This window comes from Sedimentibacter sp., assembly GCF_032080165.1.
Lineage (GTDB): Bacteria > Bacillota > Clostridia > Tissierellales > Sedimentibacteraceae > Sedimentibacter.
Window position 1 is genome coordinate 31,161 of sequence record NZ_DAMASY010000010.1, and the last position, 14,485, is coordinate 45,645.

Below are 14,485 nucleotides of genomic sequence, written 5' to 3' on the forward strand. Positions count from 1 at the left end.
TAGGAGGCGGACAATGAAAAATTCAGAATATAGAGGTGTATTTGTATTTGCGGAGCAAAGGGACCGCAAAGTACAAAAAGTTGCTCTTGAATTGATAGGCAAGGGTAAAGAATTAGCAAAAGAATTGCAAACTACCGTAACAGCAGTCTTATTAGGAAAAGATATGGAAGATGAAGCTAAAAGATTGTGTTACAGCGGTGCTGATAATGTTATATATGTAAATGATGAAATGCTTGATGTATACATGACTGAACCATATGTATATACACTTAATAAAATTATAATGGATAAGAAACCGGAAATAGTACTATTCGGTGCAACTGCAATCGGAAGAGATTTAGCTCCGAGAGTATCTGCAAGGGTGCATACCGGTTTAACAGCTGACTGTACCGGCTTAACAATTGAAGCCGATGATGAAGAAGCGGATAAATTGAATCTTATGATGACACGACCTGCTTTTGGCGGCAATATAATGGCTACAATCGCATGCCCGAATCATAGACCTCAAATGGCTACAGTAAGACCGGGAGTTATGCAGGCAGCTAAATATTCAGAACAAAACCCTGTAAATATTGAAGAATTCAAAATCAATATACCAAAAGAGTGCAAAAATGTTGAGATATTAGATGTAACTAAAATAATTCAACAAAGAATGAATATAGAAGATGCAAAAGTGTTAGTATCAGGCGGCAGGGGAATGCATGGACCGGAAAACTATCCTATTCTTGAAGAGTTAGCTGATTTGCTTGGCGGAACAATTTCTGCTTCAAGAGCAGCTGTTGATGCCGGATGGGTTCCAAAAGACAGACAGGTTGGACAAACAGGAAAGACGGTTAGACCAAACCTATATATTGCCTGCGGAATATCCGGAGCAATTCAGCATTTGGCAGGTATGGAAGAATCTGATTTCATCATTGCTATTAACAAGGATGAAACAGCTCCTATATTTGATGTTGCTGATGTAGGTATAGTAGGAGATATATTCAAAGTAGTTCCTCTTTTAATAGAAGAATTAAAAAAAGAAAAAGCCAACGCTAATAAGTAAAGAAGCCATAGACGACCCAAATCTCTGTTGGTGTCGGTCACTTATCCTGAGTAACAGGGATAGGGAAAGCGACTGCGAAGGATTTAATCAAAAAACTAATATAAAATCGGTGGATAGCTTAGCTACCCACCGATTTTTATATAGCCCTAACCCAATTTTTCAGAGTCCTTTTTCTGAAAAATAGTGGTAGGTCTTATACAAGGAATGCCAAATCTGTACGAACGATAGAGAGCGAACAGATTTGATGCATTCTACTGTTATATTTTGTTTCTTATTTCATTCCGCCGCCGCTCATTTGTCTTTGAGCCATTTCAACTAATCTCTTAGTCATGTATCCACCTACATAACCATTTTGTCTAGCTGTAAGATTTCCTTTATCTACTTGTTCATAGTTTGTTAATCCTAATTCATTAGCTATTTCAGTTTTCATCTGATTCAATGCTTGTTTTGCTTCCGGAACAACGATGTTGTTGCTTCCACTATTGTTGTTTGATGCCATTTTGTTTCTCCTTTCTTGAGATAAATATTATTTTGTCACTTAATTTAATCATGTATACACACCTTGGGCCCAATCAACCTGTGTACAAATATGTAAGCTACAGGTCAATTTAAATTACAAGATTAAATTTTCGAAAGTTATAATGATTAACTTTCTAACCTTATTATTAACCGCGTTTTCTTTATAATACATGGCAAATAATTCAACTTAAGGTAAAGAATTGCCATGTATACTAAATTTAAAAAATATGTATACTAATTTCTTAAATTGTGTTAAAATAAAAAATGAGTAACGAATTTGAAAAAAATTCATAACTTAATAATATGATTTCATAAAAACAGATTATTATTATGAAGAAAGGAGGACAATAAAAGGGAAATAAAGAAAATTATTATAGCGCCTGAACTTAATAAGTTGACGAGGACAGAGTTATCGAAAATTCGGCGGACACTCTGCGGTGCAGCTTCATCGATATGGTTTTTGCAAATACTTCCGGCGACGGTTGTGACAAAAGAAAACCAATAGCTTAAACATCTTACCAAAATAATATTATTCTATATTGTTTCCCAATCAAATTAAAAAAATTTTTACGGCATCCTAAGCATTAGCTAAGGAGAAGTTATCGTGTTATCAGAGTAATCATGAGTGAAGTCATGGGTTTCCTTGTTTTTGTGCTAAATCATATTAATCAGAGAATTTGCTTGACAAATTTCAAGTATTGTTTTGTATGTAAAAAAAATTAGATTGGAGAAAGAAATATGTGTGGAATAGTCGGATATATAGGATTTGAAGACGTAAAAGAAATAATTTTAGGCGGTTTAGAAAAATTAGAATACAGAGGTTATGACTCTGCAGGAATCGCCATAGCTAACAACAATGTCGTAAATGTAATTAAAGAAAAAGGAAGAATCAATGAGCTAAGACAAAATATAGATAAAAATGTAATCGGAAATTTAGGTATCGGCCATACGAGGTGGGCAACTCACGGTGTTCCGAACCGTGTTAATTCTCATCCTCATCAAAGCGGCTCTAAAAGGTTCACATTAGTACACAACGGCATCATAGAAAATGAAGATGAATTAAGACAAAAATATTTAAATGGAACAACATTTACGAGCGATACTGATACAGAGGTTATAGTACAGCTTATCGAAAAATTTGTAAATGACGGAGAAGAAGTTGAACTTGCCATAAGACATACTATGAGCAAACTAAAAGGTTCCTATGCACTTGCGATTATAGATAACGAAGATATGAACACTTTGTATGCCGCAAAAAACAAAACTCCATTATTGGCAGGCAAGGGAAATGGTTTTAATATGCTTGGCAGTGATGCAATGGCTATGATTAACTATACAAATATGTTCTATGAAATAGAGGATAAAGAATTTTTAAAAATCACAAAGGACAGCATAGATATTTATTCTATTTACGGGAACAAGATTTCGAGAGAACCTTACAAAGCAGATATTGATGCATCAGATACAGAAAAAGGGTCATATCCTCATTACATGATGAAAGAAATTGAAGAACAGCCATTTGTCATAAGAAAAATTATGTCGGAATACTCCGATGAAGACGGAAATATGTTCATTGAACGGCAAATTGTCGAAGAGGTCAGAAGCTGTGATAAGCTATATATAATTGCCTGCGGCACAAGCTATCACGCAGGTCTTATAGGAAAGCAGTTTTTTGAAAAAATATCAGGAAAACCGACAGAGGTAGTTATAGCAAGTGAATTTATTTATAACATGCCTCTATTGACTAAAAAACCTCTTTTTATGTTCATATCACAAAGCGGTGAAACTGCAGACTGCAGGGCTGTACTGGTAAAGGTTAAAGAAATGGGCTATAAGACATTGACATTAACCAATGTAAAGGGTTCAACCTTATCCAGAGAAGCCGATAACACATTACTTCTGTATGCAGGTCCTGAAATAGCAGTTTGCTCAACAAAGGCATATACAGCTCAAATTGCCGTATTATCAATACTTGCTGCTTTGGTGAATAACAATAAAAATATTAATGTATTTAAAGAATTAAGCAAAATTGCTTATATAATGGAAACTCTTTGCGATGATAAAGAAAAATACAAAGAGTTAGCCAATAAATATTTAGTAAACTCAAGGAACTGTTTCTATATAGGAAGAGGCATGGATTACTTTTTGTGCTTGGAGGCGTCCTTGAAATTAAAAGAAATTTCCTACATTCAGACCGAAGGTTTTGCAGCAGGAGAATTAAAGCATGGAACCATTGCCTTAATTGAAAAAAATACTCCTGTTATAGCGATTATAACTCAGGAAAACATCAATTTAAATACGAGGAGCAACATTAAGGAAGTAAAAGCGAGGGGCGCTGCAACAATGGTTATATCAATGCGTAAAATCAGTCAGGAAACGGATCAAATCATCATAGACGATGTGAATGAACTGTTATCGCCTTTAGCAGCAATAATTCCTGCCCAATACCTTGCATACTATGCGGCATTATTTAAAGGATGCGACATCGATAAACCCCGTAACCTCGCAAAATCAGTGACAGTGGAATAAGGGATAAAATAGAGTACTGTGAGTTGTAGTCCAAAATAAAGTTGTAAAATGTGCAATAAAGTTGCAAACTGAGAAATGCATAATTATTAATCAAATAAAACATCAGTGTTCATCCTTTTGGGATAAGCACTGATGTTTTTTCTTCTCTTAAAAAGTTTAGTGTTCCGTGATAATATATCCTCACGCTTGTCGTCAAACAACTTTCTCCCCCTTAAGCTACTCTATTACAAGATCGGATTTGAATTTGGAACTAAAGTTTCTTCTTTGTCTGGATCGATCCTTTCTTTCGTACTGATTTAGGTATATCAGATTCATTAAAATCGTGTTATTCTTTAAAACAAGAAATATAAGATACTTTGCCGGTTTCTTCGTTAAAGAAAATCTCTGCATATGTTTTATACATTCTTAAATAAACAACTGAAGGGGGAGAGGATTCTGAATTATCATAATAAGGTGTTCCTAATTTGCTTATAACAGATTCATAATCATCATCTTCATTTATGTCTAAATATACAATAACATCATCATAATAGAAAACATGATCAGCCGTACTGTTTTTAAACTGATAATTTTGCTCACTCATTCTTTCTGCTGAATCTTTCTCAGAGATTTCTATTGCATCATTATTTTCTTGATTTTCTTTCTGATTACATCCCAATAATATAAGTGACATTAAATATAAAATAATGAATATTTTTCTTTTTCCCATTTTTGGATCCTTTATATTTATTATAATTATTTTTGTACATATATTTTATTTTATTGCTTAAACTTATTTTTTAGAATCTTAATTCATAATATAGAAATACTTCTCCTTCAGATTATACACACTAAAATCATCGAAAACAACAGAAGCTGGCTAATTATTTCATTAAAAGATCATATGAAAGACAGTTCATTGATAGTTTTGAAGAATAAAACAATAAAGTGTATTTTTATTGCTGCATTTGTAATCGGACTTTTCTTATTATCTATTGAAACATATACCTACTAAGTACTTTATATGTACTGGTGTCATTAACGACATAAAAAGTTGTTTCCTACGAATATCCTTTTCTCGTGTTTTCATTATTTCTATCAAATATGAATGAAATCTAATTTACAATAATAGAAAAATGAAGTAGAATAAATTAACAATTTACAGCAAAATTGCATGGAGTAAAACATGAAAAATAATATATCGAAAATAAATTATAATCTAAAAAATATATTCTTAATGATTTTTATAATGTCTATGTGCACTGTAGCATCTTTAGGCTTCAGGCATTTAAATATGTCCGAAACAAATATAGTAATGATATATTTGCTTGGAATCCTATTGTATTCTTACATGGCTGAAGGTTATTTATACAGCTTTGCGGCATCAATCTTCGCAGTCCTGCTTTACAACTTCTTTTTTACCGAACCTTACTATACCCTGCAGGTATATAATCCTGATTATCCGATCATATTTCTTGTAATGTTTGTTGTAGGTTCTTTAACAAGTATGCTGACAATCCGGGTCAAAATTGAAAGGCAGATGGTTATTGACAGAGAAAAGAACATTTCATCTTTATATAATATAACAAAATTGCTTCTCAATGTAAGAAGTGTGGGTGAATTGGCTGAACTCTCAGCTGCTGAACTTTCAGAGCTTTTTAATGCAAGCATTCTTGTGAGATTTTTTGATTCATCGGGTAAGGAATTGCTTAAGGTTACCAAAGGAGAAGATATTTTCAAAGAGGATATTGAACAGACAGCTTCTACGGAAGCATATGAATCAGGAAATTCATGCGGAAGAGATACAGCATTGTTTTCCGCAGCAAAGTCATATTATTCGCCTGTTTTAAGCTTAAACGGATCATTAGGTGTTATTGGAGTTTCACCAAAAAATACTGAATCACTTACTGATACTCAGCACACATTAATAGATGTTATTTCAAGACAAATTGCAGTGGTTTTAGAGCGTGAAAGAATTTATGAAAAGCAGCAGAGAGCTCAGCTGGAAATACAGAAGGAACGCATGAGAGCAGATATACTAAGATCAATATCTCATGATTTTCGCACTCCGCTTGCAGGTATAATGGGTATGTCAAGCACTGCTTTAGACAATTATGAAATATTAGACGATGATTTAAAGAGAAATTTTCTTCAAAATATATACGAGGATGCAGACTGGTTAAATGAATTAGTAGAAAACATCTTGCAGACAACACAATTCGAGGAAGGCAGAATCAAGCTTAATATTAAAGAGGAAGCTGCTGAAGAAATAATAACCGAAGCAGTTATTCATGTCAGAAAACATGCAAAAAATAATAAAATATATGTTAAGATACCTGATGAAATAATTTTTGCTAAAGTTGATGGTGTTTTAATCAGGCAAGTCTTGGTGAATCTGCTGAACAATGCAATAAATTATTCAAATGCCGGCAGTGAAATTACAGTATCATTATTTCGTAAGGATAACAAGGTTATTTTTGAAGTAAGCGATAATGGTACCGGAATTTCCGAAGAGGAAATTCCTCATATATTTGAGCGTTATTATAAAAGAAAAGGAAAAAACAATACTAACAGAAAGGGTATGGGTCTGGGTCTTTCTTTGTGCAAATCAATAATTGAAGCACATAACGGCAAGATCAGCATCAGAAATAACAAGCCTACCGGTACAATTGTCAGTTTCTATGTTTTTTCAGGAGAGGAGAGCATTTAATGGATACACTTATTTTAATAGTAGACGATGATAATTCTATCCGTAAATTTCTGCGTGTTTCAATTGAAACTCAAGGATATAAATGCATTGATACGGATAACGGATCAAATGCACTGATGCTGGCTGTTTCACATAATCCTGATGTTATGATTTTAGACCTCGGACTGCCGGATATGGATGGGCTTGAAGTAATAAAAAAACTGCGCACAATATCACAGATTCCGATAATTATTATATCCGCCCGCGGGCGTGATCGGGAAAAAGTCGAAGCACTTGACGCCGGAGCTGACGATTATTTAACAAAGCCATTCAGCGTTACTGAGCTCCTTGCACGTATACGTGTAATACTTCGTCATAAATCAAACAATGATATGTCAACTGATTCAGAAAGTGAGCAATTTGAAATCAATAATTTAATCATAGACACCGATAAGCACAGAGTATGGTGCAATGACGAAGAAATACGGCTTACCCCTAACGAATACAAGGTTTTAGTGCTGCTGGCCAAAAATCATGGTAAAGTTCTGACCCACAGATATATTACCGAGAACATATGGGGAAGCACCGGTAATTATGAGACACAGTCCTTACGGGTATGCATGGGTAATCTGAGGAGAAAATTAGGCGAAGATCCTGCACAGCCTAAATATATAATTACCGAAATCGGTGTTGGATACAGATTATTGGATGAATAACATAATATGTCCTGACGGCTATGCTGTCAGGACTTTTTTATCGGAAAATTATATCAGTCAGAAAAATCCTTACACAAAACTTATATCTAAAGTTTTATCCTTTAATTATTAAAGGAGGAATAAGATATGATTAAATTAAAGAGCGAAAAATTTAAAAAATTAATAAATGAAGCTACAGAAAAACTTCGTAATGATAGTTTTGATGAATCTTATAAAATTATAAAAAACGCACTGTGCGAAAATCCTGATGCACCGGAACCTCATAATCTTCTGGGTTTATGGTATGAAAAGAACAGAAACTATGACCTGGCGCGAAAACATTACAGAGCCGCTTATGCACTGGATCCAACTTATAAATCCGCAACAGTAAACTTAGAACGAGTTTGCACAATGTTTTCAGGCAGACAAATTCCATTGGATTTTGGTGAAAACCTTGAGGATTCAAATATAGATTCAAAAAATATTATCGATAAGGAGGCGACGGTTAATGTTCGAAAAAGATAAAAATTCAAATAATAACAGAAGACTATATATAGTTGCAGGCGGAAGCAGATTGGGCGCTAATGTTGCTTCTTTGCTTTCTAAACACAATAAAGAAGTTGTTGTTATAGATTTAAATCCGAGTGCATTCAAAAAGCTGCACCCTGATTACAGCGGTTATTCAATAGCAGGTGATGCTGCCGATATCAGCGCGCTTGAAGGTGCCGGAATTGAAAATTCACTTGCAGTGATTGCTGCAACTGATGATGATAATACCAACATAATGGTTACACAAATAGCTAAAAAAGTTTTTAATGTGCCGATTGTTATTGCTCGTTTGTATTCAACAGAGCTGGAGGATATTGCAAGTGAAAATGGAGTACGAGTTGTATATCCGTATAAGTTGTCAATTGAATCGATTGAGAACTTCCTAAATGAAAGAGGGTGTCTGAAATGAAGATTGTAATAGTCGGAAATGGTGTAAAGGTTAATTTTCTTGCTGATTCACTTATTAAAAAGGGGCATCAGCTTGTAATAATAAATAATAATCAAGATGAATGCGAAAGATTGTCAGAATTTAAAGATATAATGGTTATTTATGGAGAAGGCTCCAAAAAGTTTATTTTAGAGGATGCAAACATATATGGCTTCGACCTGATGATAGCAGTAAAGTCAAATGACCCTGATAATTTGGTAATTTGTTTACTTGCTAAAAAAGTATTTGGTATTCCACGTGCTTTTGCCACAGTAAGCAATCCGAGAAATGTTGAAGTTTTTAAAAAACTTGGAATAAATACTGCAGTCAGTGCGACCTATGTTCTCTCAAATATAATTGAACAGATGGCTTTTGCAGATCAAGTAATTAATTTCATGCCTTTAGAAAATGAAAATCTACAGCTTTTGGAGGTGTTGGTTGAAAATATCAGCGATGTTTGCGGAAAGCAGATTATGGACCTTGGACTTCCTAATGATACAATCATAGGATGTATATTGAGAGGAAATAACACTATTGTTCCAAATGGCAGGACTGAAATACACGAAGGAGATAAGCTGATGATATTTACTAGCGCGTCATCTTATGCTTCTACGTTGTCTAAATTGACTGGAGGTGCAAGACGGTGAACAAGAAATATGAAGCCATATATATGTTGAAATATATTGGTGTAATGCTTATGTTTGTCGCTGGTATCATATTACTGCCTATAGTAGTGCTGCCGTTTTATACGGATGAAATAAGATTTATGGTTAGCTTTTTAGTTCCGGCTGGTATTGCAGGAATTTCAGGGTTTTTATTAAATAAGATCAACGTGCCGGAAGATTACAGACTCACAACCGGAAATGCTGCAACAGTAGTTGTTGGCATTTGGATTCTGGCAACATTTTTTTCATCACTTCCGTTTATTATGTCAGGAATGTTGAACTTTACTCAAGCTTACTTTGAAGCAATGAGCGGATGGACAACTACTGGGCTTTCAGTAGTTGATGTTACAAAAGCTCCAAAAATATTTTTAATATTCCGCTCAATGATTCAATTTTTCGGAGGCGTGGGGATAGTTCTCATTGTTGTATCAGCATTATCTGAAAGCTTTGGAATGACTTTGTTTTCTTCTGAAGGACATAACAATAAGCTGCTTCCTAACTTAGCAAAGACAGCAAGACTTATAATTAAAATATATTCAGGATATTTTGTAGCAGGAACACTTCTGTATGTAATTTTTGGCATGCCGATTTTTGATGCTGTCAACCATTCAATGGCAGCATTGTCAACGGGGGGGTTTTCAACTAAAGCTTCAAGTATCGGAGCATATGAAAGCTTTGCAATTGAGCTTGTTACAATTATCCTTATGATTCTTGGTTCAACGAATTTTTATGCTAACATGTTACTTGTCAAGGGGAAATTCCGTGAATTTTTCAAGCTTGGCGAATCAAGATTGGTTTTATTTTTCACAGCAGCTGTTGTGCCGCTTATAGCCTTTGTGTCGTTATCTGTCTTGTATGGCAATTTTGCCGATTCTCTGAGAATAAGTCTTTTTAATGTGGTATCTGCATTGACAACTACCGGCTTTTCAACAGTCAGCTATAATGATTGGCCGGACTTCTCTTATCTTGTGATGATTGTACTGATGATTATCGGCGGCGGAATAGGTTCAACGGCAGGAGGAATCAAATTAGAAAGATTTTATATAATTTCTAAGCAAATCAGCTGGTCAATAAGACGCAAGTTTATGCCTGAACGAATGGTCAATAAACCTGTTATTTACAAAGCTGAAGGTAAAGCATTAATAACTCCTGATGTTTATAACGAATCATCCAATTATGTATTGATATATATAGCTATTCTAATAGTAGGAATAAGCATTCTGACACTTTGCGGATATGCTCTTAAGGAAGCATTGTTTGAATTTGCATCAGCCCTCGGTACAGTTGGCTTATCAATAGGTGTAACAAGTATAAATACACCTCCGGTAGCATTATGGACCATGATCTTCGGTATGCTTCTTGGCCGACTTGAAATATTTGTTATATTCTATGCTATTATAAATATAACAAAAAAGATATTAAGATTGAAAATATGAATCTTACCCTAAATAAATATAGAAAAATGATATTTGGACTATATCTCCTTAATTTCTTATACCTATATCCTTAAAAAAAGAGGGTATATCAAAAACAGTATTCAATAATTATTATCGAATGCTGTTTTTAAATTTCATATGAACTAATATTTCCACCTAACTCCTTATAATTTATTTTTCAAGTATAGTCGTAAGGTGTAAAAGTATAATAATTCGTTTATTGGTTAATATATAAATAGTATTTTATAAGGAGTTAAAGATATAAAATGATAAAAGTTTTAGAAAAAACTAAAAATAGATTAGATACTGATAAAGTCTTTTACAGAATTTTCTTAAGTAAAATTTTCAATGTTCCATTTTTACTTAAGTTTTGGGATGGAGAGGAAGAAAAATATGGAGAAGGAGATAGTAAATTTAAAATAATTATAAACAGTCCTATCTCCAAAACAGATATAATTAAGAATCCATCAATGGCATTAGGCGAGGCTTATATGGCAAATGCGATAGAAATTGATGGTGATTTGGGAAAAATTATAGAATGTATTTATAATAATGATAAGAATATCTTAAAAGGTATCAACACTAATAACATTATTAAAAATAATATTAATGATAGTAAGGATAATGTACATTATCATTACGATATAGGAAATGAATTTTACAGCCTTTGGTTAGATGATTCAATGACTTATTCATGTGGTTATTTTATGACTGATGAAGATTCATTAAATGAAGCTCAAAAAAATAAAGTTAATTACATATTAAAAAAGTTAAATTTACATAGAGATCAGACACTGCTTGATATAGGATGCGGATGGGGAGAATTGATAATTTCTGCTTCTAAAAAATATCATGTAAAATCAATGGGCATTACACTAAGCGTTGAACAATTTAATAAAGTTAAGGAAAGAATCAAAAAAGAAGGGTTAGAGGGTCTTGCAGAAGTTGAACTTCTGGATTACAGAGAACTAAAAAATAAAAAATTTGACAGAATAGTAAGTGTAGGAATGATAGAACATGTCGGTAAAGATAATCTGCAAGAATACTTTTCTAAAGTAAATAACTTATTGACTGAAGGAGGATTATCTTTACTACATTGTATAACAGGAATAAGCGGTGGTGGTGTTAACTCATGGATAAATAAATATATATTCCCGGGAGGATATATTCCGACAGTCAAAGAATTAATTGCTTATATGTCGGATATGCAATTAAGTTTATTAGATGCAGAGAGCCTTAGACGGCATTATGGCAGAACATTGGAGCATTGGGCATATAATTTTGAAAAAGCAATACCAGAAATAAAGAAAAGCTATGATGATAAATTTATTAGGATGTGGAGATTATATTTAAACGCATGTGCTGGATCCTTTAACTCAGGTAATATAGATATTCATCAATTCTTGTTTTCTAAAAGTATTAATAATGAAATACCATGGACAAGAGAATATTTGTATAAATAAACCAACAGAATAAATAATAATTTGATTATAAAAGTAGCTCTTGAAATAATATTACTATTTATCAAGAGTTGTTTTTATATAAATTTTGGGAGATTACTCAAAAAAACAGAGCATGCATTTTTAACATACTCTGTTTTTAAACTTTAATTTTATTATCTTAACTTAATGACATTGAGGCTTGGCTTTGTTTTTTTGGAAATCTACTACTTTGCTTTTTATAAAAATTAAGATATTATTTATTCATTGAAAACTTCAGACTAAAATAGTTTTCATCCGTATTTGACGGAAACATTAAATGGGATTGTGTTTCTCTATAGCCGGAATACTCAATATCACACATGAAGGTGATTCCTGCCTCTGCAAAATTATAGTCCTTAAAAATATTATTATCGATTTTGTCTGCTATCCGATTCGGGATTTTTGAAAATAATCTCATTTCATTCTGTGCACACGCAAATGCAAGAGATGACAGAAACATCTGTTTGTCATATGGAGTAATGAAGCTTTCTTCATTCTCTGTTTCAATTGCAAATGAAACTCCTGTCAAATATCCGTTTTCCATTGTAAAATGATACTCAGGTTTTTCATTAAGACCAATATATATTACGGAACCATCAGTTTTTTTCTTTTCCCATTTCCCCGTTTCATTCATATATTCATCACCTAAATCGATGTCGAAAAGATTAGCATAATAATTGTAGTTCTCGGCAAATTCTGCTACGGTCAAATCACCTTTGTTTGGAGGAAGCAGCTGTGCAGACATTATCGTAAACAAAACAGCGAATGATGCTATGGATGCAACGATATAAAATAAGCCTCGATACCATTTAGTGTCCTTGATGGTGTAAGATATTGATTCATCCCACGGCTGAATTTCATTCTCTCTGCACAGTGTGTAGCTTTTCAAAAGGCGAATAATGTTATAGATTGGTATGTTATATCCCATGCCGGTACCTATTACTCTCAATGTTCGGTCTAAACCCTCGTTATAGAAAAGATGTTCCCCATCAGGATTTTCTATCCTGAGTCCAAAGATAAACTTCCCGGGTGTAGTGCCAAATAAACGGAGAAATAACGGCTCTAAAAACAACATCATAATAAATACTATGAAAGTATCGAGTAAGGTCTCAGAACCGCTTCTTGCTGCCACGTTTACATGAAATATAAATGCAAGAAAAACTGACCAAAGTATATTGTACATAGAGATGTCAAACGACCTCGCTAAAAATCTGCGCCATGGATAAAATACCTGCGAAAAATATGTGCTATCTGTTTCTTTTATCATAATATTACTCACCCTCTATCATTTATTGTATTAATGATAAACTATAAAGCCTGTTCATAGTCAAATGTTTTTTTAATTATATCATAATATTTGAGGAATTTAATTCTTTAAGTGACTTTTATAAGAAAGATTACTGAAAAATTATGGAAACGACGGGCAAAAGCAGCGGAACGACAAATGTGAGAATCATTCCTGTTAATAATGTAACTAAACTTAAGTTTATGCCTACGAATTTTGTTATTGGTGCAAGCATCGTATCCATATTTCCAGATGCACCTCCTGCAATTGGTGCTCCCGGGCTTATTTTTATTAACAAAGGCATCGTAAGTATAGTAAAGAATTCACGCATTACATTTACTATAAATCCGTATGTTCCTATTTCTATACCGTATTGCTGTGTCATATAGGCACCTGTTAAACTATAAAAACTCATACCTGCTGCTGACGTTGTCGAAATGTATAATGGTAATTTTAATATAAGACCTGAGCTTATGCCTCCGATTAAGCTTCCCAATAAAATAGCAATTGGTATTAAAATAACTTTGAATCCGATAAGTTTAAAATAAAAGAATATTTCCTTATTATTTCCTTGAGAAATTCCTACACAAATATACAAAACTATTAATGCTACAGTAAAAAATGAATCTGTAAATGAGCTCGATAGTACGGATCTTAGGAATATTCCTGCTGCAAGGCCTGAAATTATACTGGCAGGCATTATCCATACAAGATTACTTTTCTTTTTATCCTTTTCATCATTTTTATCATTAAATAATTCATTTTGTTTATTTTGGTCATTTAATTGTATATTACTTTCTTTTAAAACACTTACGATTTTATCCAAAGGAAGTACTGTCTTTTCCACGATAAATGTTAAAAGAACACTAAATGCAATGGCCGCTGTTGCAATAATTACGCAATTTATACCTATCTTTATAAAATTGTCCACTATTGATTTATCAAGTCCTATACCAAAACCAATTACCAGCATTAATAATGTTAAAGCAAATGTTGATACTTTATCGGAATATATGAAGAACTTTTCATTTTTCACAATTAACCCTAAAATTATCCCAATACTTAAGCAAACAAATGGTATCATAAATTTTATCCTTCCGGAAATATATAGTTGTTAAATTATACTATGTGAACGGTAAGAAATCAATCATTATAGTAGGGTTATCAATTATTTCCGTTGTATTTA

General features: G+C 33.1%; 13 protein-coding genes. 9 read left to right on the forward strand and 4 right to left on the reverse strand.

Annotated features, from left to right (window positions below; all coding sequences use genetic code 11):
* Positions 1-13: 13 nt before the first annotated feature.
* Positions 14-1,045, forward strand: a complete 1,032-nt coding sequence (locus RT412_RS13115) for an electron transfer flavoprotein subunit alpha/FixB family protein (RefSeq protein ID WP_313344116.1) — start codon at positions 14-16, stop codon at positions 1,043-1,045.
* Positions 1,046-1,316: 271 nt separating this feature from the next.
* On the opposite strand, the gene RT412_RS13120 is transcribed toward RT412_RS13115, so the two are convergent.
* Complete coding sequence (locus RT412_RS13120; RefSeq protein WP_313344113.1) at positions 1,317-1,544, reverse strand: alpha/beta-type small acid-soluble spore protein; 228 nt, start codon at positions 1,542-1,544, stop codon at positions 1,317-1,319.
* A gap of 758 nt (positions 1,545-2,302) precedes the next feature.
* Between RT412_RS13120 and glmS the strand changes: the two genes are divergently transcribed.
* Positions 2,303-4,093 (forward strand): glutamine--fructose-6-phosphate transaminase (isomerizing), encoded by a 1,791-nt coding sequence (glmS, locus tag RT412_RS13125; protein ID WP_313344110.1) that lies wholly within the window; start codon positions 2,303-2,305, stop codon positions 4,091-4,093.
* Positions 4,094-4,418: 325 nt separating this feature from the next.
* Here the strand turns inward: glmS and RT412_RS13130 are convergent, their stop codons facing one another.
* Positions 4,419-4,802, reverse strand: coding sequence for a hypothetical protein (locus RT412_RS13130; RefSeq protein WP_313370349.1), 384 nt, complete (start codon positions 4,800-4,802; stop codon positions 4,419-4,421).
* Positions 4,803-5,258: 456 nt separating this feature from the next.
* On the opposite strand from RT412_RS13130, the gene RT412_RS13135 reads away from it, so the two are divergent.
* The 7 genes from RT412_RS13135 to RT412_RS13165 all read left to right on the forward strand — a co-directional run bounded on the left by RT412_RS13135 (position 5,259) and on the right by RT412_RS13165 (position 11,996).
* Positions 5,259-6,782, forward strand: coding sequence for an ATP-binding protein (locus RT412_RS13135; RefSeq protein WP_313344105.1), 1,524 nt, complete (start codon positions 5,259-5,261; stop codon positions 6,780-6,782).
* Positions 6,782-7,477 carry a response regulator transcription factor gene (locus tag RT412_RS13140; RefSeq protein WP_313344103.1) on the forward strand — a complete coding sequence of 232 codons (696 nt, stop codon included), beginning with the start codon at positions 6,782-6,784 and terminating at the stop codon, positions 7,475-7,477. Before RT412_RS13135 ends, RT412_RS13140 begins: the two co-directional genes overlap by 1 nt.
* A 126-nt stretch (positions 7,478-7,603) precedes the next feature.
* On the forward strand, positions 7,604-7,981 hold the full coding sequence (locus RT412_RS13145) for a tetratricopeptide repeat protein (protein ID WP_313344100.1): 378 nt from the start codon (positions 7,604-7,606) through the stop codon (positions 7,979-7,981).
* On the forward strand, positions 7,965-8,414 hold the full coding sequence (locus RT412_RS13150; RefSeq protein WP_313344098.1) for a TrkA family potassium uptake protein: 450 nt from the start codon (positions 7,965-7,967) through the stop codon (positions 8,412-8,414). Before RT412_RS13145 ends, RT412_RS13150 begins: the two co-directional genes overlap by 17 nt.
* Positions 8,411-9,079 (forward strand): NAD-binding protein, encoded by a 669-nt coding sequence (locus RT412_RS13155; protein ID WP_313344095.1) that lies wholly within the window; start codon positions 8,411-8,413, stop codon positions 9,077-9,079. Before RT412_RS13150 ends, RT412_RS13155 begins: the two co-directional genes overlap by 4 nt.
* Positions 9,076-10,533 (forward strand): TrkH family potassium uptake protein, encoded by a 1,458-nt coding sequence (locus RT412_RS13160; protein WP_313344092.1) that lies wholly within the window; start codon positions 9,076-9,078, stop codon positions 10,531-10,533. The genes RT412_RS13155 and RT412_RS13160 overlap by 4 nt, the downstream gene beginning before the upstream one ends.
* A 266-nt stretch (positions 10,534-10,799) precedes the next feature.
* Positions 10,800-11,996, forward strand: coding sequence for a cyclopropane-fatty-acyl-phospholipid synthase family protein (locus RT412_RS13165; RefSeq protein ID WP_313344086.1), 1,197 nt, complete (start codon positions 10,800-10,802; stop codon positions 11,994-11,996).
* Positions 11,997-12,228: 232 nt separating this feature from the next.
* Here the strand turns inward: RT412_RS13165 and RT412_RS13170 are convergent, their stop codons facing one another.
* Both RT412_RS13170 and RT412_RS13175 read right to left on the reverse strand, forming a co-directional pair.
* Positions 12,229-13,281, reverse strand: a complete 1,053-nt coding sequence (locus tag RT412_RS13170; RefSeq protein WP_313344083.1) for an RDD family protein — start codon at positions 13,279-13,281, stop codon at positions 12,229-12,231.
* A gap of 130 nt (positions 13,282-13,411) precedes the next feature.
* Entirely contained in the window at positions 13,412-14,383 is a 972-nt protein-coding gene (locus RT412_RS13175) for a lysine exporter LysO family protein (RefSeq protein ID WP_313344080.1), read from the reverse strand.
* Between the last annotated feature and the right edge of the window lie 102 nt (positions 14,384-14,485).